Origin of the sequence: Pseudescherichia sp. AS216 (genome assembly GCF_037152055.1) — a bacterium.
Lineage (GTDB): Bacteria > Pseudomonadota > Gammaproteobacteria > Enterobacterales > Enterobacteriaceae > Pseudescherichia.
The window spans coordinates 338400-360973 of the sequence record NZ_JBBCMV010000002.1 but is presented as its reverse complement, the minus strand read 5'-3'; the positions used below and the strand labels follow the sequence as shown (position 1 = coordinate 360973).

The 22574-nt window shown below is 52.2% G+C and carries 21 protein-coding genes and 1 tRNA gene; 16 read left to right on the top strand and 6 right to left on the bottom strand.

What is annotated here, in order from left to right; genetic code table 11:
- Nucleotides 1-16 precede the first annotated feature (16 nt).
- The 5 genes from prfB to WFN61_RS07220 all read left to right on the top strand — a co-directional run bounded on the left by prfB (nucleotide 17) and on the right by WFN61_RS07220 (nucleotide 4398).
- Nucleotides 17-1115 (top strand): peptide chain release factor 2 gene (gene prfB, locus WFN61_RS07240; protein ID WP_106403885.1). Its coding sequence is split into 2 segments (ribosomal slippage): nucleotides 17-91 and nucleotides 93-1115, totalling 1098 coding nucleotides; the frame shifts between segments, so codons are not numbered across the junction.
- A gap of 9 nt (nucleotides 1116-1124) precedes the next feature.
- Entirely contained in the window at nucleotides 1125-2642 is a 1518-nt protein-coding gene (gene lysS / locus WFN61_RS07235) for a lysine--tRNA ligase (protein WP_337038422.1), read from the top strand.
- A 206-nt stretch (nucleotides 2643-2848) separates the two neighbouring features.
- The gene (gene actS / locus WFN61_RS07230) at nucleotides 2849-3550 is read left to right on the top strand and encodes an amidase activator ActS (protein ID WP_144818937.1); all 702 of its coding nucleotides are present in this window, start codon (nucleotides 2849-2851) and stop codon (nucleotides 3548-3550) included.
- Nucleotides 3551-3630: 80 nt separating this feature from the next.
- Nucleotides 3631-3704 (top strand) — tRNA-Gly (locus WFN61_RS07225).
- Nucleotides 3705-4191: 487 nt separating this feature from the next.
- Nucleotides 4192-4398 carry a hypothetical protein gene (locus WFN61_RS07220; RefSeq protein WP_257758485.1) on the top strand — a complete coding sequence of 69 codons (207 nt, stop codon included), beginning with the start codon at nucleotides 4192-4194 and terminating at the stop codon, nucleotides 4396-4398.
- Nucleotides 4399-4485: 87 nt separating this feature from the next.
- Here WFN61_RS07220 and WFN61_RS07215 read toward each other — a convergent pair whose 3' ends face one another.
- Both WFN61_RS07215 and WFN61_RS07210 read right to left on the bottom strand, forming a co-directional pair.
- The gene (locus tag WFN61_RS07215) at nucleotides 4486-5589 is read right to left on the bottom strand and encodes a hypothetical protein (protein ID WP_313681295.1); all 1104 of its coding nucleotides are present in this window, start codon (nucleotides 5587-5589) and stop codon (nucleotides 4486-4488) included.
- 77 nt (nucleotides 5590-5666) lie between these two features.
- On the bottom strand, nucleotides 5667-5933 hold the full coding sequence (locus WFN61_RS07210; protein WP_257758482.1) for a hypothetical protein: 267 nt from the start codon (nucleotides 5931-5933) through the stop codon (nucleotides 5667-5669).
- A gap of 513 nt (nucleotides 5934-6446) precedes the next feature.
- On the opposite strand from WFN61_RS07210, the gene WFN61_RS07205 reads away from it, so the two are divergent.
- The 4 genes from WFN61_RS07205 (at nucleotide 6447) to WFN61_RS07190 (ending at nucleotide 8558) form a co-directional block, all read left to right on the top strand.
- Complete coding sequence (locus WFN61_RS07205; RefSeq protein ID WP_257758481.1) at nucleotides 6447-6668, top strand: hypothetical protein; 222 nt, start codon at nucleotides 6447-6449, stop codon at nucleotides 6666-6668.
- A gap of 656 nt (nucleotides 6669-7324) precedes the next feature.
- On the top strand, nucleotides 7325-7717 hold the full coding sequence (locus tag WFN61_RS07200; protein WP_337038419.1) for a polymorphic toxin type 44 domain-containing protein: 393 nt from the start codon (nucleotides 7325-7327) through the stop codon (nucleotides 7715-7717).
- On the top strand, nucleotides 7695-8132 hold the full coding sequence (locus WFN61_RS07195; RefSeq protein WP_257758479.1) for a hypothetical protein: 438 nt from the start codon (nucleotides 7695-7697) through the stop codon (nucleotides 8130-8132). Before WFN61_RS07200 ends, WFN61_RS07195 begins: the two co-directional genes overlap by 23 nt.
- Before the next feature lie 45 nt (nucleotides 8133-8177).
- Entirely contained in the window at nucleotides 8178-8558 is a 381-nt protein-coding gene (locus tag WFN61_RS07190) for a putative T6SS immunity periplasmic lipoprotein (protein WP_337038416.1), read from the top strand.
- Between the two features lie 71 nt (nucleotides 8559-8629).
- Here WFN61_RS07190 and WFN61_RS07185 read toward each other — a convergent pair whose 3' ends face one another.
- Nucleotides 8630-10666: a glycoside hydrolase family 31 protein gene (locus tag WFN61_RS07185; protein ID WP_313681292.1), complete on the bottom strand. Its 2037-nt coding sequence runs from the start codon at nucleotides 10664-10666 to the stop codon at nucleotides 8630-8632.
- Between the two features lie 7 nt (nucleotides 10667-10673).
- Nucleotides 10674-12017, bottom strand: a complete 1344-nt coding sequence (locus WFN61_RS07180; RefSeq protein ID WP_257758476.1) for a glycoside-pentoside-hexuronide (GPH):cation symporter — start codon at nucleotides 12015-12017, stop codon at nucleotides 10674-10676.
- Between the two features lie 296 nt (nucleotides 12018-12313).
- On the opposite strand from WFN61_RS07180, the gene WFN61_RS07175 reads away from it, so the two are divergent.
- The 3 genes from WFN61_RS07175 (at nucleotide 12314) to WFN61_RS07165 (ending at nucleotide 13983) form a co-directional block, all read left to right on the top strand.
- The gene (locus WFN61_RS07175) at nucleotides 12314-12838 is read left to right on the top strand and encodes a hypothetical protein (RefSeq protein ID WP_337038413.1); all 525 of its coding nucleotides are present in this window, start codon (nucleotides 12314-12316) and stop codon (nucleotides 12836-12838) included.
- A gap of 216 nt (nucleotides 12839-13054) precedes the next feature.
- Nucleotides 13055-13597, top strand: a complete 543-nt coding sequence (locus tag WFN61_RS07170) for a type IV secretion protein Rhs (RefSeq protein ID WP_337038411.1) — start codon at nucleotides 13055-13057, stop codon at nucleotides 13595-13597.
- 5 nt (nucleotides 13598-13602) lie between these two features.
- On the top strand, nucleotides 13603-13983 hold the full coding sequence (locus tag WFN61_RS07165) for a putative T6SS immunity periplasmic lipoprotein (RefSeq protein ID WP_337038410.1): 381 nt from the start codon (nucleotides 13603-13605) through the stop codon (nucleotides 13981-13983).
- Nucleotides 13984-14087: 104 nt separating this feature from the next.
- Here the strand turns inward: WFN61_RS07165 and WFN61_RS07160 are convergent, their stop codons facing one another.
- On the bottom strand, nucleotides 14088-15434 hold the full coding sequence (locus WFN61_RS07160; protein ID WP_337038409.1) for an aminotransferase-like domain-containing protein: 1347 nt from the start codon (nucleotides 15432-15434) through the stop codon (nucleotides 14088-14090).
- A 108-nt stretch (nucleotides 15435-15542) separates the two neighbouring features.
- On the opposite strand from WFN61_RS07160, the gene WFN61_RS07155 reads away from it, so the two are divergent.
- The 3 genes from WFN61_RS07155 to WFN61_RS07145 all read left to right on the top strand — a co-directional run bounded on the left by WFN61_RS07155 (nucleotide 15543) and on the right by WFN61_RS07145 (nucleotide 19534).
- A complete protein-coding gene (locus WFN61_RS07155; protein ID WP_337038577.1) occupies nucleotides 15543-16418 on the top strand; it encodes a DMT family transporter in 876 nt (291 codons plus the stop codon).
- Between the two features lie 29 nt (nucleotides 16419-16447).
- Entirely contained in the window at nucleotides 16448-16969 is a 522-nt protein-coding gene (locus tag WFN61_RS07150) for a GNAT family N-acetyltransferase (protein WP_337038407.1), read from the top strand.
- A 168-nt stretch (nucleotides 16970-17137) separates the two neighbouring features.
- Entirely contained in the window at nucleotides 17138-19534 is a 2397-nt protein-coding gene (locus WFN61_RS07145) for a membrane-bound PQQ-dependent dehydrogenase, glucose/quinate/shikimate family (protein WP_312235826.1), read from the top strand.
- Nucleotides 19535-19582: 48 nt separating this feature from the next.
- Here the strand turns inward: WFN61_RS07145 and WFN61_RS07140 are convergent, their stop codons facing one another.
- Complete coding sequence (locus tag WFN61_RS07140) at nucleotides 19583-20794, bottom strand: MFS transporter (RefSeq protein ID WP_257758461.1); 1212 nt, start codon at nucleotides 20792-20794, stop codon at nucleotides 19583-19585.
- Between the two features lie 735 nt (nucleotides 20795-21529).
- Here WFN61_RS07140 and WFN61_RS07135 point away from each other — a divergent pair.
- The gene (locus WFN61_RS07135) at nucleotides 21530-22483 is read left to right on the top strand and encodes an aldo/keto reductase (protein WP_337038406.1); all 954 of its coding nucleotides are present in this window, start codon (nucleotides 21530-21532) and stop codon (nucleotides 22481-22483) included.
- Nucleotides 22484-22574: the final 91 nt, after the last annotated feature.

Genomic DNA, 22574 nt, shown 5'->3' with positions numbered 1-22574 from the left:
AGAAAAGAATACAGCCATGTTTGAAATCAATCCTGTAAAAAACCGCATTCAGGACCTCACAGAGCGCTCAGACGTTCTTAGGGGGTATCTTTGACTACGATGCCAAGAAAGAGCGTCTTGAAGAAGTAAACGCCGAGCTGGAACAGCCGGACGTCTGGAACGAACCCGAACGCGCGCAGGCGCTGGGTAAAGAGCGCTCCTCGCTGGAAGCCATCGTCGACACGCTGGATCAGATGCGCCAGGGCCTGGAAGATGTCTCCGGCCTGCTGGAGCTGGCCGTGGAAGCCGACGACGAAGAGACCTTTAACGAGGCCGTTGCCGAGCTTGACGTGCTGGAAGAGAAGCTGGCGCAGCTTGAGTTCCGCCGCATGTTCTCTGGTGAATACGACAGCGCCGACTGCTACCTGGATATCCAGGCTGGCTCCGGTGGTACCGAAGCCCAGGACTGGGCCAGCATGCTGACACGTATGTATCTGCGCTGGGCCGAAGCGCGCGGCTTCAAAACCGAGATTATCGAAGAGTCCGAAGGTGAAGTTGCTGGCCTGAAATCGGTGACCATCAAGATCATTGGCGATTACGCCTACGGCTGGCTGCGTACTGAAACCGGCGTACACCGTCTGGTGCGTAAGAGCCCGTTCGACTCCGGTGGCCGTCGTCATACCTCCTTTAGTTCGGCGTTTGTCTATCCAGAAGTGGAAGACGATATCGATATCGAAATCAACCCGGCGGATCTGCGTATCGACGTCTACCGTGCCTCCGGCGCGGGCGGTCAGCACGTTAACCGTACGGAATCGGCGGTGCGTATTACCCACATTCCGACCAACACCGTGACGCAGTGTCAGAACGACCGTTCCCAGCATAAGAACAAAGACCAGGCCATGAAGCAGATGAAAGCGAAGCTTTATGAGCTGGAGATGCAGAAGAAAAATGCTGAGAAGCAGGCGATGGAAGATAACAAATCCGACATCGGCTGGGGCAGCCAGATCCGTTCTTACGTACTGGACGACTCCCGTATCAAAGATCTGCGCACCGGGGTTGAAACCCGTAATACGCAGGCGGTGCTGGACGGCAGTCTGGACCAGTTTATTGAAGCAAGTTTGAAAGCAGGGCTATGAGGAACCAACATGTCTGAACAACAAGCACAGGGCGCTGACGCGGCGGTCGATCTTAATAACGAACTAAAAACCCGCCGCGAGAAGCTGGCGCAGCTGCGTGAGCAGGGCGTTGCGTTCCCGAACGACTTCCGCCGCGACCACACCTCCGATGCGCTGCACGCCGGGTTCGACGCGAAAGAGAACGACGAGCTGGAAGCGCTGAACGTCGAAGTGAGCGTGGCCGGTCGTATGATGACCCGCCGTATTATGGGCAAGGCATCCTTCATCACCCTGCAGGACGTTGGCGGCCGTATTCAGCTCTACGTCTCCCGTGACGACCTGCCGGAAGGCATCTACAACGAGCAGTTCAAGAAGTGGGACCTGGGCGATATCCTCGGCGCGAAAGGTAAGCTGTTCAAAACCAAGACCGGCGAGCTCTCCATCCACTGCACAGAGCTGCGTCTGCTGACCAAGGCCCTGCGCCCGCTGCCGGACAAGTTCCACGGCCTGCAGGATCAGGAGGCGCGTTACCGTCAGCGCTACCTGGATCTCATCTCCAACGATGAGTCCCGCAAGACCTTTAAAATTCGCTCCCAGATCATGGCCGGTATTCGCCAGTTCATGGTTAACCGCGACTTTATGGAAGTGGAAACCCCGATGATGCAGGTGATCCCGGGCGGTGCCTCCGCGCGTCCGTTCATCACCCATCATAACGCGCTGGATCTGGACATGTACCTGCGTATCGCCCCGGAGCTGTACCTCAAGCGTCTGGTGGTCGGTGGTTTTGATCGCGTGTTTGAGATCAACCGTAACTTCCGTAATGAAGGCATCTCTGTTCGTCATAACCCTGAGTTCACCATGATGGAACTCTATATGGCCTACGCGGATTATAAAGATCTGATCGAGCTGACCGAATCCCTGTTCCGGACTCTGGCGCAGGACATTCTGGGTACCACCGAGGTGCCTTACGGCGATGAAACCTTCGACTTTGGTAAGCCATTCGAGAAGCTGACCATGCGCGAGGCGATCAAGAAGTACCGTCCGGAGACCAATATGGCGGATCTGGACAATTTCGACGCGGCGAAAGCCATTGCCGAAAGCCTTGGCCTCAAGGTTGAGAAGAGCTGGGGTCTGGGCCGTATCGTGACCGAGATCTTCGAAGAGACCGCTGAAGCACATCTGATCCAGCCGACCTTTATCACCGAGTACCCGGCAGAAGTCTCCCCGCTGGCGCGTCGTAATGACGAGAACCCGGAGATCACCGACCGCTTTGAGTTCTTTATCGGCGGACGTGAGATCGGTAACGGCTTCAGCGAGCTGAACGACGCGGAAGACCAGGCCCAACGTTTCCAGGACCAGGTGGATGCGAAAGCCGCCGGTGATGACGAAGCGATGTTCTTCGACGAAGACTACGTGACCGCGCTGGAGCACGGCCTGCCGCCGACCGCAGGTCTGGGCATTGGTATCGACCGTATGGTGATGCTGTTTACCAACAGCCACACCATTCGTGACGTGATCCTGTTCCCGGCAATGCGTCCGGTTAAGTAACTCCTGCAAAAAAGCCGGATGGCGCTGCGCTTATCCGGCCTACAAAACCGCACTGAGCGTAGGCCCGGTAAGCGTAGCGCTACCGGGCATCCATTCCCCTGAAATGTAAATCACCGTGAAGAGATTTAGCCTCCGGCGGATGACTGCTATCATAAACAACCCCCATAACAATTACCTGAGGATCCGTTTTGAGCGCAGGACGCCCGATGAGAAAACCGTTTCGCCTTATTATCTGCCTGATGCTGGGCATGCTGCTGGCTGCCTGTTCATCGAACAAGCTGTCGGATGAAGATGTCTACGTCGTTAAACGGGGCGATACGCTGTCGCGTATTTCGCGCCTGACCGGCACTAGCGTCAGGGATCTGGCGCGCCTTAACGGTATCTCTCCACCGTATACCATTGAGATCGGCCAGCGGCTGCGGACCAACGGTTCCGGTAAAAAGACTTCCGGTAAGAGCAGCAGCGGTTCCTCCTCACGCGTCGTCACCGTGCCGCCAGCTTCCTGGCCACCGGTAGGGCAGCGCTGCTGGCGCTGGCCGACAAGCGGCACCGTGGTGCTGCCATACTCCTCCGCCGACGGTGGCAACAAAGGTATCGACATTGCAGGCTCACGCGGGCAGGCGATCTACGCTGCCGGGTCAGGGAAGGTGGTCTACGTGGGTAACCAGCTGCGCGGCTACGGCAACCTCATTATGATCAAGCACAGTGAGGACTACATCACTGCCTATGCCCACAACGACACGCTGCTGGTGAACAACGGCCAGAGCGTAAAAATAGGGCAGAAGATTGCCACGATGGGCAGCTCTGATACCGACTCGGTGAAGCTGCACTTCCAGCTGCGCTACCGTGCTACCGCCATCGATCCGATCCGCTACCTGCCGCCGCAGGGCACGCCGCCGAAGTGCTAACTGATTAATTAACCATCGGTTAGCGTTCTTCCGCCTTGCCAGACGGTGCGTAAGGTTTATAATGCCTTACGCACCTCAAAGCGGGCGTAGTTCAATGGTAGAACGAGAGCTTCCCAAGCTCTATACGAGGGTTCGATTCCCTTCGCCCGCTCCAAGTCTCTCTCTGTGGTCACAAAACTTACCTAAGCTATTGTTTACGAAACCAGTTTCTGACCTCGTATAGATTGTCAGTCTCATGTTCTACCACTTTAAACTACACTGATAGTTGTCACGAATAGTTAATATGGAAATGAGAGTACAACTATTCGTCGGCGGCAGTTCCAATCTTCACACCGCGACAGCACAACGTGAAGGCAAAGCCTGATCCGGGCATTGATTCTCATAACAGATTGATCACATGCATTTAAGCCCAATGTGCGGCCTTGTGGCTGCGTAAACAGGAAGGTACTTGCACACCAAATGCAAGCTCTATCAGCGGCTCAGCCACGCTCCCGGCAAGGGTACACGGTTATCCTGATAAGGCGCGATCTCTCTGACAGATTGTCGAAGTCGCTACGCTCCGCTTGTTGCTGTATCACCAACGGGGCTTTATGGCTCCTATTGTCTAAACTTACCAATACCAATCACACGAGAGCAGACAAATGAGCGTAACGTATAAAATCACTTATGAGCATAGAAATGGAAAAGAAACGAGAGCTGAAGAGGTATTGATTCAGTCCGATCACGAACCTACACAAGATGAAGTCCAAGATGCTGTAAGAAAGGATACAGCAAAGTTTAATACCCCATCACAGGGGGATACATCAGTTGCTGGGTTCTCAATTATATCAGTTGTACCAGTGCCATAATAAATAAGACAGGGGGTGATGCCCCCCTTTTTTATGGTCACGGCTTATTCTTTTTCTATTATCGTTTTATTTTTTATTTATTATTTATTATTTATTATTGCTATCCTTATCAAGGAAAGTTTCAATGTTAGTGAGTTCTGGTTTAACTAAATGTGCATACTTAGCGAAATTATTGATGTTATCACTTGTCAAACTTTTAAGAGCTTCTGATGTCTGTGAAGATAATGAAGATAATTGTGGGTATTGGTCTTTAAGAGCCGAGATTTGACGGCTTAGCTCCCCAATTTCCTTAAAGTTTGGATTGCTAAAAGCCATCAAAGAACTTGCAGCCAACTGTGCTAAATCTGGATGAGGAGATAATGATTGTTGAATCTGCTCATATGCTTTTTTGTATTGCATTTCAGAAAAAGGATTCTGGAGGCTCAAACCTGCAAGTGATGCTTTAGTTATATTCTCTAATGCAATTTTTGCATCATCAGCTGATGTGGACTTTGAAGGAGAAGGGTGGCTGTCTTCTATCTTTTTGAAAATAATAGATATTTCAGAAATAAAATTTTTTATTTCTTCATGATTGCTGGGTGCATTATATTTTCGAAATATATTAATTATTTCATTTGCTTTGCTCTTTAGTTCGTCTACTTCAGATGATAATTTTTCTTTCAGATTAACATGGTTATTTAATTCTTCATTGATGGATTTTATTTTTTTGCTTAGATTTGCATGTTCTTTCAGAAGGAATTCGGTTTTTAGAGGTAACTGTTTCTGTTCTTCTTCAATTTCTATAAGTCTTTTTTGTTCTTTAGCTTCCGCCTTGCGTGAGGTGAAATTACGTTCGGCGGTTTTCTCGATAATGTCAATTTCTATTTGTAAACTGTTTAGAGACCTATCACGCTCAACATTAGTTAACTGTTGTTCTGCTTTTTTATGAACTATAGAAAGCAATGCCTTAAAGTATGGTGATAATGCAGCCAGCACTCCACCAACAAAAATGGGGAGAAGTAAATAATGGCTGTAAAACCAATTTTGAGATGTAATGAGTTCAATTCTTTTTTCAACATCCTGTTTACTCATGAAAAGCCATGCGAAATTCTGCCAATTGAATCCGAGCCAAGAAAGAATAATATAGCCCCATAAAGGGCTAGTGAATCGCTCTTTTAAGGCTTGTGAAACTGAGTCTTTTAAACTATCCATTCTGATCCCTGATCAATAACCTCAAATATATAACCTTCTTAAGGAGGCCAAAAGGCCTCCTTATGCTAGATTAAGTATCAAATAGCTTTGCTATATGAATCACGGATTCCATCACGATAGCCATCAGCAAATGCTGCTTGAGGGCTTTTATGACGAACCGTTCCCGCTTGGCTATCGGGAAGAGCAGATAAATCAACCCAAGGCTGTCCTGTACGGGCTAAACCAGCGCGGTAGCCCTGATCATAAGCACACCCACAGCATTTATGGCGACCCTCACCGCCTTGATCGTGAGGTAGGCTAATGAAAAGTGTATTGTAACGATGCGACTGTTTACAAATGGTCATGCAATGCTCCTATTGAGCGTTCATTTTAAGATTTACATGATCCTCTTTGCCTGGCACAATCAAGCTGCTAGAAATGAAGGCAAGGCTAAGATTCATACGAGTTTGGCGACTCCTATTGGTCATGCTTCTTTGACCGGGTTCATGAAAATGAATCCGGTTTTTTATGCCTGTTATTCATACATCGACACTACATATAGGGGGTGTGAGCAAATGCTGCCCTATATGTTCTACATTTTAATAAGGATTCTTTTCAGTACAAGAGTTGATTTTGAGGTTAAGTTGCGGTTGCGGAAAGGTAATAGTGGCTAAGTCCGTGAACGACAAGGGCTACATGAAAGTCAACGCATGTGAAAAAAAATGAAAACTTGACCAAACGCTGATTATTAGCTGCTAATTCACAGCCTATGCTTCGCAAGTCAAAGGGATTTTCGAGCAATGAAGAGTGACTCAGCGTGGAGTTTTGCCTGCTTTTCCTGTCTTTGACCTACTTCCCACCCCGACAAGTAAAAATCTTTGATTAGCGCTGTTGCCGATCTGGTTGAGAGAATCAAAAAAGATGTCTCGCAAATCACGGCAGTGCGTACCTGGTATAACAATCTCGTGTACGGAAAGAGCGACGATCCGGCTGACGTCCTGCCCCGTATGACCGGCCTCGACCGGTTAAGCGAGCATGTCGGTATGATGCTTAAAGCCAGCCAGCGCCAGATTAAAGCTGATGATAAACAGGCCGCCTGATCATGCCGGGGATGAGGTAGTAATCCAGTGACTAAAGTTATGGCAACCATGCTGGAAGTGCTGGAGAACCTTTGCCTCTAGCACCCCGACACATATATCGCGATAGAAATTAACGTAAAGAGCGACGATGGTGGGATCCTTTATATGTGAAATCCCTTAATTTACTTTGTATGTCCTCCAGAAGAGTCATTGAGCATTGTTGATACAAAATTGTTTTGTGGTTTCTGATTTGAACGGCTGGGATCTCTGCTCCATGCAACTCTCAAAGGTTTTTATGCATTAAGTATTACGGTTGTACTCGATGCGTGCGCATAACCCTCTACAAGCCGCATTCTATGAACAACACGCGGACCGAGCGCAGGACAACAAGCATGCTAAAACTGAATAGAAGTATAACCGTAAGCCTAAGGACGAGAGCGTCCGCGTTATGCTTGCCATTGGGAAAAATCAAAGCACATCATGAAGATTGTTAGGATAAGCGGGGCGACTGACGGATGGCCTATCAACGAGGCAACTGCTACGTTCCGCACCTCGTTTTACATGAACGAGTAACAAAGCATTAGTGTCCGAAAATAAGGAGTTTTTAGGAAACTATGTTTACTCTATCTGATTGCCAGGAGTACGATTGCTATTCACTTAGTAATTGAGGGGTTAACATGGCAGTTATACCTTTGCTTCCACCGCAGGGAATACCATTGATTTTAGCTCATATGCGCACAGCTCGTATTCATGGTATGCCTCGTGACATGGCAACACCTTTAACTTATGCATGGTTTTACATGCAAGTTAGAAACCGTGGCCCATGGGACTACAAGCAGCATCACCCAGAGCTAGAAAACTTTGGTAATTTTCATTATGGTGCAATCAGCTACGCCGCAGGAATACCAGCAGAAATCCTGCAAATGGGCGGTGGTTTTGCGCAGGAGATGGCGAAAACTTCCAGAAAAAACTGGGGACATTGGTACCAAAAGCCGCCGTATGGCGACGATCCACATGACCAGTATTGGATTAAGCAAGGGATAGACTATGCTCGCAAGCTCGGTTACTAAAAAGCTACACGGTATGCTTACCGTGGTGTTGTTACTGCTCGTAGGCGGTTACGCGGCCTATTACTCTTTTTTTAACTCCCCGCCTCACGATACCTTTGTGGGTAAACAAAAACTGTCAGACAGCGTCTGGTTATACGTCACGAAATACGATGAGGGAAACGCAACTGTTTCAAATATTTATCGTTTTTATCTCGATAAAGACCTTGGAAACAGTGACGTAACTAACGCTCTGAAGGATAGATCGCCTTTCCTTGAAACGAACACGGATGCAGTGACAGCGACTGCCTATGGAAATACGGTAAATGTGAAAATGACCGGGAAGATCTATAACTTCACTAACTCAGATCTGTTTTATGAAAATGACGTTGCAGTGATGCCTGTTATTAATATAACTGCTAACGGAGTAAGAGATTAACACTCCTGGATTTTACGAAATGGGCGCTAAGACAGAGGAAGGTCAATGTACAAAAATTATTCAGTAATAGTCGCGGCATTTTTACTTTCCGGTTGCCCGGGGCCTGGCGATAGAATTCCGCCTAAAGAGCCCGCTAATGTAACATTAAAAGATAACCAGGTTTGTATTACTGCGCCTGTCTATCCTGGAGAGTTCGTTTCTTCAGCCCAGTTCTCTGACGGAGAAAACAATAATCTTCTCAAGATATTAGGAAATGACCCTGTTTATGTCGCTAACGGGCAGTGTCTGCCAACATTTGGTTATGATTTCCAAAAAGGCCATACCTATACCGTGTTTTATACCATTGAAAAAAACGCTACTGATAGCGGTCGTTACCTCTCAGCTGAGTTTTCTACAAAAGATGGTCTTCAGCAGACAGGCCCGTAAGCCGGGCCTGCAGGCAAATCATTATCAGAGTACCGGCATGCCACGAGGGCATAACCGGTTCCTTTAGGGATTTACTTTACCAGCAGTGAAATCAGCGGGCTGCCCTCACGAATAAAGAGTGGAATCGTCTCAAGTTCGGCAGAAACCGTAATACGCTGCCCACCCTGATAGCACTCTCCCTGTAAATTGACCCACTGATGTTCGCCCGGCAGCCAGACATCACGCTGACGTTGACCGGCGTGCATAACCGGCGCAACCAGTAAATCACGACCAAACAGATATTGGTCTTCAACCTGCCAGCTTTGCGCTTCGTCGGGATAGTGCCAGAAGAGCGGACGCATGAGCGGATCGCCGTGGTGATGCGCATTAGCGTAAAGTTCATCGATATAGGGACGGAGCGCCTCGCGGACGCCCAGCCAGCGCTGCATAATGGCAAAATTCTCCTCGCCATAGCTCCACAGCTCGTTGGGTGAACCGCTATCGCATTGCGGAATACCGTGGCGATAGCTTTCCGGCGGCTGGATCCGCGGCTCGCGGTAGCCGTGCATACGCAGCACCGGACAGAACACCGCCCACTGGAACCAGCGGATCAGCAGCTCGTGAAATGCTGGATCGTGGATGTTGCCGCCCTGGAAACCGCCGATATCGGTAGTCCACCATGGAATACCCGCCAGTCCCATGTTAAGCCCGGCAGCCAGCTGATTGCGGAACGAATGGAAGGAGGAGTGAACGTCTCCAGACCATGCGAGTACGCCATAGCGTTGGCTGCCTGCCCAGCTACAGCGCACCAGGTTGACTATCTCGTTTTCGCCTTCTGCACGCAGGCCGTCGTAAAAGCCCTGAGCGAAATCGCGCGGATAGCGGTTGCCTACTTCCAGTACTGGTCCCGCATGGTAGCGATAGTTATCGAAGTCATAGGCACGATACTCCGGCTCGGCTTCATCCAGCCAGAAGAGCTTGATCCCGTAATCAAAATAGTTTTTCTTCACCGTATCCCAGACAAACTGCCGCGCCTGCGGGTGGGTGGCGTCAAAGAAAGTGGTGTTGCCCATAAAATCGAGGTTGACCTGCACGCCGCGATCGCTGGTCACCAGCCAGCCTTTGGCTTTCATCTGCGGAAAGAGCGGGCTACGCGCTTCCACGGTCGGCCAGACCGACACCATGAGCCTGATGCCCATGGATTCCAGCTCTTCTACCATCGCCCGCGGATCCGGCCAGTCGACAGGATCGAAACACCAGGTTCCCTGATTGGGCCAATGGAAGAAATCGATAACCATCACTGACAGCGGCAGGTTGCGGCGATGATATTCGCGCGCGACGTCCAATACCTCCTGCTGGGTGCGGTAGCGCAATTTACACTGCCACAGGCCGCTGATAAATTCCGGCGCGGCGGGCGGCGTACCGGTGGCTTTGGCATACTGGCGGGTTATCTCCATCACGCTATCACCCGCAGTGATCCAATAGTCCATCTCCTGGGTGACGCGTGAGGTCCACTGGCTGTGGTTTTTCGCAAAGCTAGCTTCGCCAATGGCCGGGTTATTCCACAACAGGCCGTAGCCGAGGCTGGACTGGACAAAGGGCACGCTGGCCTGCGAGTTACGCTGCGCCAGCTCCAGAGAGCAGCCTTTCAGATCCAGCCAGGGCTGCTGGTACTGCCCCATGCCATACAACTTTTCTCCCTGGCGGGCTTCAAAACGGACTGTCAGCTGATATTTACCGCCGGGCAGCGGTTTAAATTCTCGGCCATCCAGCTTCAGTGCACTGACGTACTTGTCCTGGCTTTTTTCGCTGGCGCCGATGCCAACCGTAGAACGCTGTCGCCACATCTCTTCCAGCAGCAGCTCGCCGCGCTGATTGTAAAACGCCAGCTGGCCCTTAAGGTTCAATACCGCGCTGATGTTGCCGTTGCGCAGAGTCAGGGTTTCTGCATCTCGCAAAATTTCAGCCTGGCATGATTCTGGCGTCAGCAGAGCATGAAGGGCGGAAGTAAACTCCGGCGCGCAGGTGGCGCGTACCCGCAGGCTGTTCTTGCCCCAGGGCTCGAGACGTAAAATCTGTCGTTCGAAGCGCCATTCGATGGCGTTAGCGTGCTCAATTAATTCGCTCATGGAGAGGTCATCCTTTCACAATGGATTGCATTTTAGCCAAATTGATTTCCTGCATGGTCTGGTCATCAAGCTTGTACCAGCGCAGCGTGGCGAAAGCCGCCAGAGAGAGCAGTCCGGGGACGACGGTGAAAAGGGCGACGATGCAGTGCATTGCCAGCGACGTCTGTTCCGGCGCGTTGGCGACGTAGCCGCTGAAGCCCAACGTCCAACCGACGATGGCACCGCTGAGCGCCATGCCCAGCTTGAGGACGGCGAGGAAGGTGGAGAAAATGATGCCATCCATACGTTTGCCCTGGCTCCATTCGCCGTAGTCGGCGACGTCGGCCATCATCACCCACATCAGGGTGGTGGTCGCCTGATAGAGCGTCGAGATAATAAACGTTAGCGGAACCAGGACGAAAACGGATTTCGGTGCAAAGAACAGGGCGATGCTGAGCACACCCGCCAGTACGGCACAGTAGCCGAATATCTGCACTTTATTGAAGTTGCGGGTCAGACGCTTGGCCAGCAGACTACCAGCGGCTTTGCCAAGGATATGCGCGGCGAGCATCCACATGAAGTAACTGGCGCTGCCGAGGTAATAGGTGACGAAGTACATCATCGCCCCGAGGCGGATCACGCCAAAGCCAATGTTGGTTATCACCAGCACCGCGACGACTCGCCATTGATCGTTACGCAGCAGATCCCGTAGTTCGGCCAGGTAATTGTTGTGCGTGGCGGGCGCTTTAATACGCTCCCGGGTATTGGCAAAGCAGATCCAGAACATGATCACCGCCGCGCTGGCCATAATCGCCATCGCCCAGCGGTAACCTGCCAGCTTATCCGCGCCGCCCAGGTACTCCGCCAGCGGCATCATGAAAAATGTCGACATTGCGCCGCCAAGCGTGGCAAGGAAGAAGCGCCAGGACTGAAGGGAGATGCGCTCGTCGTTGTCAGGAGTAATCACCGCGCCCATTGAGCAGTAGGGGATATTGATGGCGGTATACATCAGCATCATGAAGGTATAGCTGATGCTGGCGAAAATCATTTTACCGGTCATATCCAGCGATTGTGGTACGGCATAGGTCAGGAGGCAGCTCAGGCCAAAGGGTAGGGCCAGCCACAGCATCCACGGGCGGAATTTTCCCCAACGGGAACGGGTACGGTCGGCCATATAGCCCATCGCGGGGTCGATAATGGCGTCGGCGGTGCGGGCAAGCAGGAACATGGTTCCGACGAATGCGGCCGGCAGGCCCACCACATCGGTATAGTAAAACGTGAGGAAAATAATCACGTTATCCAGACCAATATGGCTCGCCATATCCCCAAGGCCATAACTGATCTTTTCTTTACGGGTAACTTTAGTTGTCATTGATGTCACCAGGTGTCGTTAAGGTACAGGTTCTCTAATCAGGACAATAGTGTGGTTGAAGATGGAGGGTTAACAATTGCGGGATTTAACATCTGGGTTACGTAAAGTGCTTTCCGTGATACCGGTAACAAGATTGCTCTCATCGAATGCAACGCTATCTGGGCAGGTTCAGCAGCGTTACACCGGGATGAGTTGAAGGTAGAGTGTGATTCAGGAGAGAATGTCATAACGTTTAAAAATTTTCTCTCACCTTAGCGAAGGAAGATATCGATCCGGCGCTATTGAGGCAGTGGCTAATGGCAGTAAAAGATAAATTTAACCCGATTATAAAAATTGCATTATTCATTTTAATTATGTTTCTTGTGGCTAAATGGGTGCCCTACGGTGGGTTTGTGAGTGCAATTACGGATAAGTTTGACTATCAAAGCGCACAGCGATTTACCGCCGCAATTGAGGGGGAGCCAAATCCCGAGGCATGGGAGGCAGTGTCCGATTACTTCAGCCTTTTAATCAATACGCTAATCAGCATCCCGTTACTGAGTGCAGTAATAACGACATACCGTATTGCCGTTAAACGCAGCACGACTGGCCATCATGCGAAAGAGTGGATGACGTCTACAGTCCGGCGATTCCTGAAGGTGTTCTTGTATACCTGGCTGTTCTGGATCGTTTTTCGGGTTATGCCTTATGAGTCGCTGGTTAACGGTTCGCAAAGCACGGCTCTTTACCTCGCAATCGCTATTATCAACATTGCTATTACTATTGCTGCGTATGTCTTGATTGTAGGACTCTTAAAAAAAGAGAAGTTAACAGTGAGGTAACCGGATGAAGCTTCTTCAATCTGCTTTCGCTCATCCTTACGGCGTAGAAAATTTCTTTTTTAATCAGTTAGCTTATGGCCGTATGGCATTTCGCTTGCTACCTGTATTACTAATAGGGTTCAGATCCTCTATAACATAAAATTCAGACACAAAATTATAGACTATCTCAACTAATGGTCTTAGGATTCAAAATAAGAATTTAAGGAGGAAAGCATTATGAGTGAACAATCTGCGGAAGGAACGCTCCGACGTATGACTCTAGGCGAGATTACAATGGCTCGTCGGCTATACGGTGACTCTATAGTTTACAGTCGCGTCTGGATTCATTGTGATAGCTATTTACCGTTCGGATTACAGAAGCAAAACTACGCTATGACTCCTAATGGTGAGTTATGGTATAGAAAGTCAATGTATAAGGCTGATTTCTCAGATAATTTAGTGCTCATTGAGGACAAATACACTTTTATCCACGAGTTAGGGCATGTATGGCAACATCAGCATGGACAATGGGTGAGGCTACGGGGTGCTTTTAGCTGGGCTGCAAAATATACTTATAAATTGGATAAGGATAAGCTGACAGATTACTCTCTTGAGCAGCAGGCAGCAATCTTAGCCGATTATTGGTTGTTACTAGTGTATGGTATTGATAGATGGTTTTACTATCAGACACCAGAGCGAATGGGAAAATATAGAGGAAAAGATAGTATGCGTAATATTCCCTCGCTATATAAGAAAATCGTTACCGGAAAAGGAATGTGATTATTATGAAAAAATATATATTCGTGACTATTGTATTCCTGTTGACTGGATGCCCTGGGCCGGGCGATCGGATGGTCTCTCGAGAGTCCGCAACAGCAATAATTAAAGATAATCGTGTTTGCGTGGTATCTCCACTTCAGCCGGAAGAGTATGTTACCGCTATTCAAATAAATAGTGCCAGGGGTGATAGTCTACATAAGATCTTCGAGGATAGTCCTGTTAGTGTAGGTAAAGGTCAATGTTTACCGCTGTTTGGTTATGCCTTTATACCCAATGAGCGATATTCTATTGCTTACGATATTAAATCTGGTAAAAATCAGTCTCATTTGGTTGTAGCTGAGTTTTCTACAGTGCAAGGTGCTGGTGGAGCTATTGAAATATTATAATTTACCAAAACTTTTTGATTGAAAAAGAGGCTGGTGCCTCTTTTTTATGAACTCATTGAGGTTTTCTATGTATATATTAACTTAAGCGAGACAATCAAACACCGTCACCTTCCCCTTAGCCCATACTGCTCAAACTCAATTACTTCCCGCACCTTTACCAGCGCGCTGCGCAGGTTATCAATAGACACCGAGCCTAGCGCGATGCGAATTGCCTGCGGCACGCTCGCTGAAACCGAGAAGGGTTCGGCGGTGGATACGGAAATATGACTCTCCAGCAACGCTTTTACCACCCGGTCGGCTCTGGCCCCTTCCGCCAGCGGCAGCCAAATAAAATAGGCGTCGGGATGCGAAATAGAGGGGAGAGGGCCCAGACTCTCTCTTGCTATGGACTGGCGCAGCCGGGCATCGCGTCGCTTAAGCGTCTCGAACCGTGAAACCGTCCCGTCCTCTATCCAGCTACAGACCAGGGCTGTCATCAGCGAAGGCGTATTCCAGGCCGTGGCCCTGATTGCCCGCTCCAGCGCAGGTCGATAGTGAGCAGGGCAGATGGCAACGCCTACCCGCAGTCCGGTGGCGACATTTTTGGAAAAGCCGGTGATATAGACCGTTCTTTCTGGCGCAAAGAATGCGAGGGGCGGGGGCGGACGTCGAATCAAATACGCGTAGGCGGCATCTTCAATAATAAGCAGATCATGCTGCCGGGCGATATCGGCAATCGCTTTTCGTTTCTGACGATCCAGCACCCAGCCCAGAGGGTTATGCAGCGTCGGCATAGTGTAAATGGCCCGCACCTGCCGCCGGGTACAGAGCTGGCGCAGCACCTCTAAATCCGGCCCTTCGGCAGTACAGGGAATGGCAACCAGTTCAAGATGGCAGAGCGCCGCTAAGGCTTTAAAACCGGAATAGGTTAGTGCATCCACGGCGACGACATCGCCAGGTTTGAGCAGGGCCATCGCGGTGATGGTCAGCCCGTGCTGGGCACCGTTAACGATAAGCAGGTTCTCTACTTCAGGGCGAAAACCGCTCCGGGTCAGATGGCGGGCAATAATTTCCCGTTCAGCGAGCCGCCCCGCATGGGGCTGATAGCGAAGATGGGATTCGATATCTCCGCCTGCCGCCATCTGCCTGAGCGCATCGCGCAGCAATTCCCCCTGACCCGGCAGGGAGGGGTAGTTGAAGTTCAGATCCAGTATATCCGGCGCCACGACGAGCTGATCCACGCCGTGTCCGGGCGGCAGAGAGATATCCCTGACAAAGGTCCCGCGTCCAGTTTCACCGCTGACCAGCCCCATCGTTTCCAGCTCGTTATAGACTCGAGTCGCCGTTGCCAGCGAGATATGCTCAGCGGATGCAAGCTGCCGGTGCGTCGGTAGACGGCTTCCGGCGGTGCGTTTTCCGCAACGTATAGCCTCAGCAAAATTATCTACGATAGATTTATAGCGCGCCTTCATGAGATGTATCTATGACAATTTTTTGATTGTACTGTGTCAGGCAAATTACCATCCCGTCATTCATGACTCAAGCTGATCGAAGGTGGCGTTAAGATGGTTAATGCAGATGTGCATAAGGCGGAACCGGGAGCGCTCTCCGGATGGCTCAACGGTTTGCTTGGAGTAGTTATCTTCAGCGGTTCGCTGCCCGCGACTCGCATTGCCGTCCTCGATATGGATCCCTTTTTTCTGACGTTCCTGCGCGCTTCGATTGCCGGTCTTTTAGCTGCCGCACTGATCGCTGGCTTTCGTGAAGAGCGCCCGCATCGGTCGCAGCTCGTGCCGCTGGTTATCGTTGCTTTGGGCGTAGTGGTTGGCTTTCCGCTGCTGACGGCGCTGGCGTTGCAGCACGTTACCTCCGCGCACTCCATTGTCTTTCTGGGCCTGCTGCCGCTTACTACGGCGATTTTCGGCGTGCTGCGCGGCGGCGAGCGGCCGCGTCCTGCCTTCTGGATCTTCTCCGTGCTGGGCAGCCTGCTGGTGGTCGGCTTTGCCCTGTCGCAACATGCCTCTGCTTCGCTGACGGGAGATCTCCTGATGTTCGCGGCCATTATTGTCTGCGGACTGGGCTATGCCGAAGGGGCAAAGCTGACAAGGGAGCTGGGAGGCTGGCAGGTCATCAGCTGGGCGCTGATCGTTGCGCTGCCCTTCATGCTGATCGCCTCGTTTACCACGCGGCCAGAATCGTTTAGTGCCTTCTCTACCTCAGCCTGGATTGCGCTGGGCTACGTATCGCTGTTCAGCATGCTTATTGGGTTTATCTTCTGGTACAAAGGGTTGGCCCTTGGCGGCATCGCGACTGTAGGACAGCTGCAACTATTGCAGCCGTTCTTTGGGCTTGGCTTATCCGCCGCGCTGTTGCACGAAACCGTCGATCCGCTGATGCTGGTTAGCACGCTGGGTGTTATTCTTTGCGTGGCCGGAACGCGAAAGTTTTCCGGGTAATCAGGGTGTTAACATACTGAGGTTTCTCGATGATAACGATAACGACAGCCAGGCTTCTTTGCACGCAGATTACGGAGAGCGACTGGGACTTTTTCCACGCGCTACAGACAGACCCGCAGGTGATGTATTACGTGGCGGATATGCCGCAGCAAGAAGAGATTCGCGCCGCGTTTACCTCAAGGCTGCCGCTCTGGTCACCCCAAAGTCCCCATTGGCTGTGCCTCGTGGTTTCTGACAGGGCCAGTGGGAAAAGGCTCGGCGTTACGGGCTATATCCATCGCGCTAGCGGCTGCGCCGAAGTGGGCTTTTTATTCGCGCCCGACGCCCAGGGGCAGGGCTACGGCACAGAATCTCTGCGGGCCGTCTGCGGTTACGCTTTCCGCGAGGGTGGGATTAAACGACTTATTGCCACCGTCACCGCAGGTAATCTCGCTTCCCGCAGCCTGCTGGAAAAAGTCGGTTTCACCCTCGAGCAGGAGCTACACGAAAGCTATCGGCTGAGGGGTAAGTTGCATAACGACTGGCTGTTTGGCCTGATGCGTAACGCCTGAGACCGTTACGCATCAGGTCTTTTACCCTTGCTCTGACCCTTTCCCCGCACAAAACGACAAATTTGCAACGACACCAACCCTATATTTTTTTTGTGATCGTTGTAACATTGTTTCGAAATTGTTGTAAAACGACGTTTCAATTGTACATTTGTCTATGTCAGGGGAATCATGCTTAACAAAATAACAAGTATTGTCATCGCGCTCATTGGGCTCGCGATGCTCTATATGGGGGCGAAGCTGCTGCTGGTCGGCGGCTCGCCATTCTACGCCGTGATGGCCGTGGGGCTGATTGCCACCGCCGTAACGCTCTACCTGAACAAACGCATTGCGCTTAGCCTCTACGCGGTGCTGATGTGGATTGTTCTGGCCTGGATCATCTACGAGGTCGGCTTTGATAAGTGGCAGTGGATCCCGCGTGGCGATCTGATTGGCGTCATTGGCCTCTGGCTGGCGATGCCGTGGGTAGTGCGTCCGCTTTTCCGCGCCAATGGTGCCGGGGAGCGTCGCTTCCATCCTTTCCTCGGCGGTACCGTCGCGGTGATGATCGCCCTGGTGATCGGCCTCTGCTTCTACGATCCATACCCGCAGGAGGGCACCATTACGACTGCACGTAATGCCTCCAGCGCTGACGTTGCGGAAAACAACTGGACCGCCTACGGTGGCACCACCAACGGCCTGCGTTTCTCTAAGCTTAACCAGATCAATAAAGACAATGCCAGCGATCTGGAAGTAGCCTGGACCTACCACACCGGCGACCTGCGCGACGGCAACAAAGACGCGACGGAATACACCTTCGAGGCAACGCCGCTGAAGGTCAACAACGCGCTCTACTTCTGTACGCCGCACAACGAAGTACACGCTCTCGACCCGCAGACCGGGGCGCTGAAGTGGAAATATGTTCCTGAGAAGGATCGATCTTACCTCCAGCAGCACCAGACCTGTCGTGGCGTAAGCTACTACGACGGCAGCGCAGCCGCGCAGAGCAGCAGCCCGGCCCAGCCGGCAGCCACTAACGCTGCACCGGCGGCCTGTACTCGCCGTATCTTCAATGCCACTACCGATGCAAAACTGATCGCGCTGGATGCCGATACCGGTAAACTGTGCGCCGATTTTGGTACTAACGGCATTGTCGATCTGCATGACAACATGGGCACCGTTCGTCCGCACGCGCTGATGCAGACCGCTGCCCCGCTGGTCGCGGGTAAGCTGGTGATCCTCGGCGGCTCCGTGATGGATAACGGCTATAACAGCGGTAACCCGTCTGGCGTGATCCGCGCTTTTGACGCCGAAACCGGTCGTCTGGTCTGGAACTTCGATCCGGCAAATCCTGAGAATACCCAGCCGATTGCCGCCGGGCAGACCTTCCCGCAGGATACCCCTGTGGCCTGGGCTACCCTGAGCGCCGATCTGAAAAACGGTCTGGTCTACGTGCCGTTTGGCAACGCCTCGCCGGATGAAGTCGGTACTCAGCGCGACCCGCAGAGCAACACCGAGAAGTTCCGCGACACGCTGGTGGCGCTGGATCTCAACACCGGCGCGTTCAAATGGCGTTTCCAGTCCTCGAAGCATGACCTGTGGGACCGCGATAACCCGTCCCAGCCGTCGCTGCTGGATATCGACTACCAGGGCAAAAAACAGCCGGTCGTTATCCTGCCGACCAAAACCGGCAACCTGTTTGTGCTTAACCGTCTGACCGGGGAGCCTGTCTACCCGATCAACCAGCAGAAAGTGTCGACCGAAGGCGGCATCACCGGGGAGAACTTCTCGCCGACCCAGCCGGTCTCCGCGCTGAACTTTATTCCCGATCCGCTGAGCGAAAAAGCGATGTGGGGGATCACGCCGTTCGATCAGATGGCCTGCCGTATCGATTTCAAATCGCTGCGCTACGACGGTAACCCGTGGACGCCAGCCACCGAAGGCGGCTCTATTGTCTTCCCGGGTAACATCGGCGTGTTTAACTGGGGTTCAGTGGCTATCGACCCGGAGCGTCAGATCCTGATCGCTTCGCCGGTACGTCTGGCCTACAAATACAACCTGATCAAACGTACCCCACAGACAGAAGAAGAGCGTCTGTTTACCAAAGAGAACTCGCCGTACTGGAATGAGAACTTCCAGGGCACCTACGCGATCCACATCCAGCAGCTCTCCTCCGATCTGGGCATTCCTTGTATCGCTCCGCCGTGGGGCCGGATGGTGGGTGTCGATCTGACCACCGGTAAAACGGAGTGGATGCGTCGGGTCGGCACGACCAAGAACCTCAACACCTCCTTCCTGCCAGGGCGCTTCCCAATCGGCTTCCCGATGGGGATGGTTGCTCACGGCGGTCCGCTGGTGACGGCGGGTGACGTGGTGTTCCATGGCGCAACGGCAGATAACTTCTTCCGTGCCTATGACATCAACACCGGTAAGCTGCTGTGGCAAACCGAGCTGCCAGCAGGCGGCCAGGCGACCCCGGCAACCTACCTGGGCAGCGATAATAAGCAGTACGTCGTTATTGCCGCAGGCGGTCACGGCTCGCTGGGCACCAAAGGCGGCGACGCCGTTGTTGCGTATCGTCTGAAGTAATCTTTACCCTCTCTGCTACGGGTCAGCCGACCCGTAGCATTTTCCCTCTTAGTGACGATAGCGAACCAAAATCGCCATCACCAGCGTCAGCGATGTAAACGACACCGTATATAACGCCTGAGCCGCTCCCCATTGCGCCGCCACGATGGCCGCGATACCCGTTGTTAACGCAGCGCTCACCGCCTGCCACCGCCACGCTTTACCACTCGCGACCGACACCGTTTCCGCAGTGAAGTCGTTCAGGACGCTAAAGGTGCCCAGCGCAAAGACCATGTTAGATGCCAGGTGTGCCAGAAATATCATCAGTAGCGCGACGCTCCTGTAGGCTGAAAAGCCAGGTAACAGAGCGTAAGCAGCAAGGAAAATCAGCAGGCAGCCCAGCAGGTAGCGGTTGCTGCGGGCATACTCGCCGAGCCGGTCAGCGTTGAGCAGAAGCGGGCCACAGAGCTGACCCAGGCTGCGGGCAAAGATCAGCGGCAGCGCCAGCCCGGTGGTTTCATCCGGTCTGATCTGCTGCGCCAGAGCGGGCAGCAGCGCCATGGCCGGTGCGCCGACCGCAGCCAGCGCCGGAAGCAGGAGCAGGCTCCGTTTTTGCCGGCAGGATAGCGCGTGCCAGCGCAGCGCCATTTGTGTAGCAAATTGCTTATCAGGCTGCTCATCAATCGGCCCGAGGCAACGCATGGCAAGCAGCAGAAAAACGGCAGAAAGCAAAAAGCTTATCGCGTCGGCGCAGAGTAGCGTCGCGGGGGAGACGCGATCAAAAAGCAGCACACCGATACCGGTTCCCAGCAGCACCTGCGAGGCAAAAATCACTGTCTCCATTGCGGTTGCGGCAGGCAGCTCTGAAGTGCTTAAGCCCCGCTTAAACAGCAGGCTCATCGCTGGCCATGACAGCCCCGCCAGCAGCGCCTCTATCGACTGCAGGGCAAGCAGCGAAGGAGTGCTGTGCGCCATCAGACCATATGCCGGGAGCAGCAGCGACACCATGCCAGCCAGTTCGCTGAGCAGCAGCAGGCGCAGCGGAGAGACGCGTCGGCATAGCCTCTCCCCGAGGTAGCTGCCGATAAAGCCAGGCAGGGTAGCCAGCATATAGGTCAGCGTCAGGGTTGAGGGCGGCGCATGCCAGCGCAGGAGCTGGCCGAGGATCAGGGTTTGGGTCAGTCCATTACCCACTGAAGAAAAAATATAGGCGACGCCAAACAGGCATAGCCAGCGATGCTGGCGTAGCGCCTGCACCAGAACCATCAAAAGGTTATTCATTGTTAACATACTCAATCAAACAGAAGTCCTCATGCAGCAGGTGCCGCACGATCGTGAAAGCTGTCAGAGTTGAGATGTCGTTACATTGGCTGGTCCGGGCGTTGAGAGCGAACCGATAACGTAGCATCTATTTCGGCTCTGGAAAAGAGAGGTACAAGATTGCTTATGCATCGCTGCTAAGCGCCTGGAAGCATTTTACATTCAGTACATGCTGGCAGCCTATATTACTGGACATGGCTTATTAGAATAGTTGATTAGCTATAAGCTACATTTTTTTACTAACCGTTTTAAAACGTAGAATAAGATGACCATTATAAGCGTAAAGCTCCAACGGCCAATTAAAAAACCATAAGCATAACTATTTGCAGTCTCATTAAAAGCTAACGAAAGCATGAGCATAACATTTAACGCTGCTGATACAACGCCAAGTATCGCTGATAGAGTGATACCTGACCATAGTAAAAAAAGTATTGCTTTCTTCATTGTCTGGATACTTCTTAATGTGAACAAAGTGACAAAGAAACCTTAAACTTTTCTCACCAATAAGTAAAATAAACCACTGTTGCTTAGCGGAATTAATTTATAAGGTAAGTATATCTAACAAGCATAGAGCTTCATTGTCACATTTAATGCGGTTTTGCCTGATTCTGATAATCATACGCGAAAGATTGCTTATGCATCGCCGTGTTTTGTCTACCCTTGCCTATACCGTAACTCAAAAAAGGGGTATTGCGCATGGCTTTACGTTCATTAGGCACGACGGGATTACACATTCCACCGCTGGTTTTTGGCGGTAACGTCTTTGGCTGGACCGTTGATGAGCAGCAGAGCTTCAGCCTGCTGGATGCGCTGCTGGAGCGCGGCCTGAACGCTATCGACACCGCCGACGTCTACTCTGCCTGGGCACCAGGTAACAAAGGTGGCGAATCCGAAACGATCCTTGGCAAGTGGTTCGCTGCCCACCCTGGCGCACGGGAAAAGATCACCCTGTTTACCAAAGTAGGCTCAGATCTTGGCGAGCCGGGGAAAAAGGGGCTCTCCGCCCGCTGGATCGAACAGGCGGTAGATGACTCCCTCAAGCGCCTGCAAACGGACTACATCGATCTCTACTTCTCCCACTGGCCGGACGACAGTACCCCCTATGAGGAGACCCTCGGCGCGTATGAGAAGCTGCTGAAGGCAGGCAAGATCCGCGCCGTTGGTGCATCCAACCTCAATGTGGCGCAGCTGGAAGCCTCGCTTAAGGCGGCCGACGCCAACGGCCTGCCGCGCTACCAGGTGCTACAGCCGGAGTACAACCTCTACGATCGCGACGGCTTTGAAGGCGAACTGCAAGAGCTGGTGGTGCGGGAGAATATTGGCGTGGTGACCTACTTCAGCCTGGCCTCAGGCTTCCTCTCCGGGAAGTACCGCAGCGAGAAGGATTTGGGTCAAAGTCAGCGCGGCGAGGGCGTGGGTAAATACCTTAATCCGCGCGGCTACGCCATTCTGGCAGCGCTGGACAGCGTGGCAGAGAGGCACGACGTCAAGCCCGCGCAGGTGGCGCTTGCCTGGCTGATTAGCCGTCCCGGCGTTACCGCACCTATCGCCAGCGCCACCAAAATTGAGCACGTAGACGGCTTTGTTGAGGCCATCAACCTTCAGCTCACGCCGGAAGATATACTCACCCTGGATAAAGCCGGCGCATAATCCCTCTCCTCTGCCCGGTGGTTATCACCGGGCGCTCTATCCTGCGGTGGATTATTGCCGCGCCTCGCAAAAGCTAAGCCATTTAAATTCT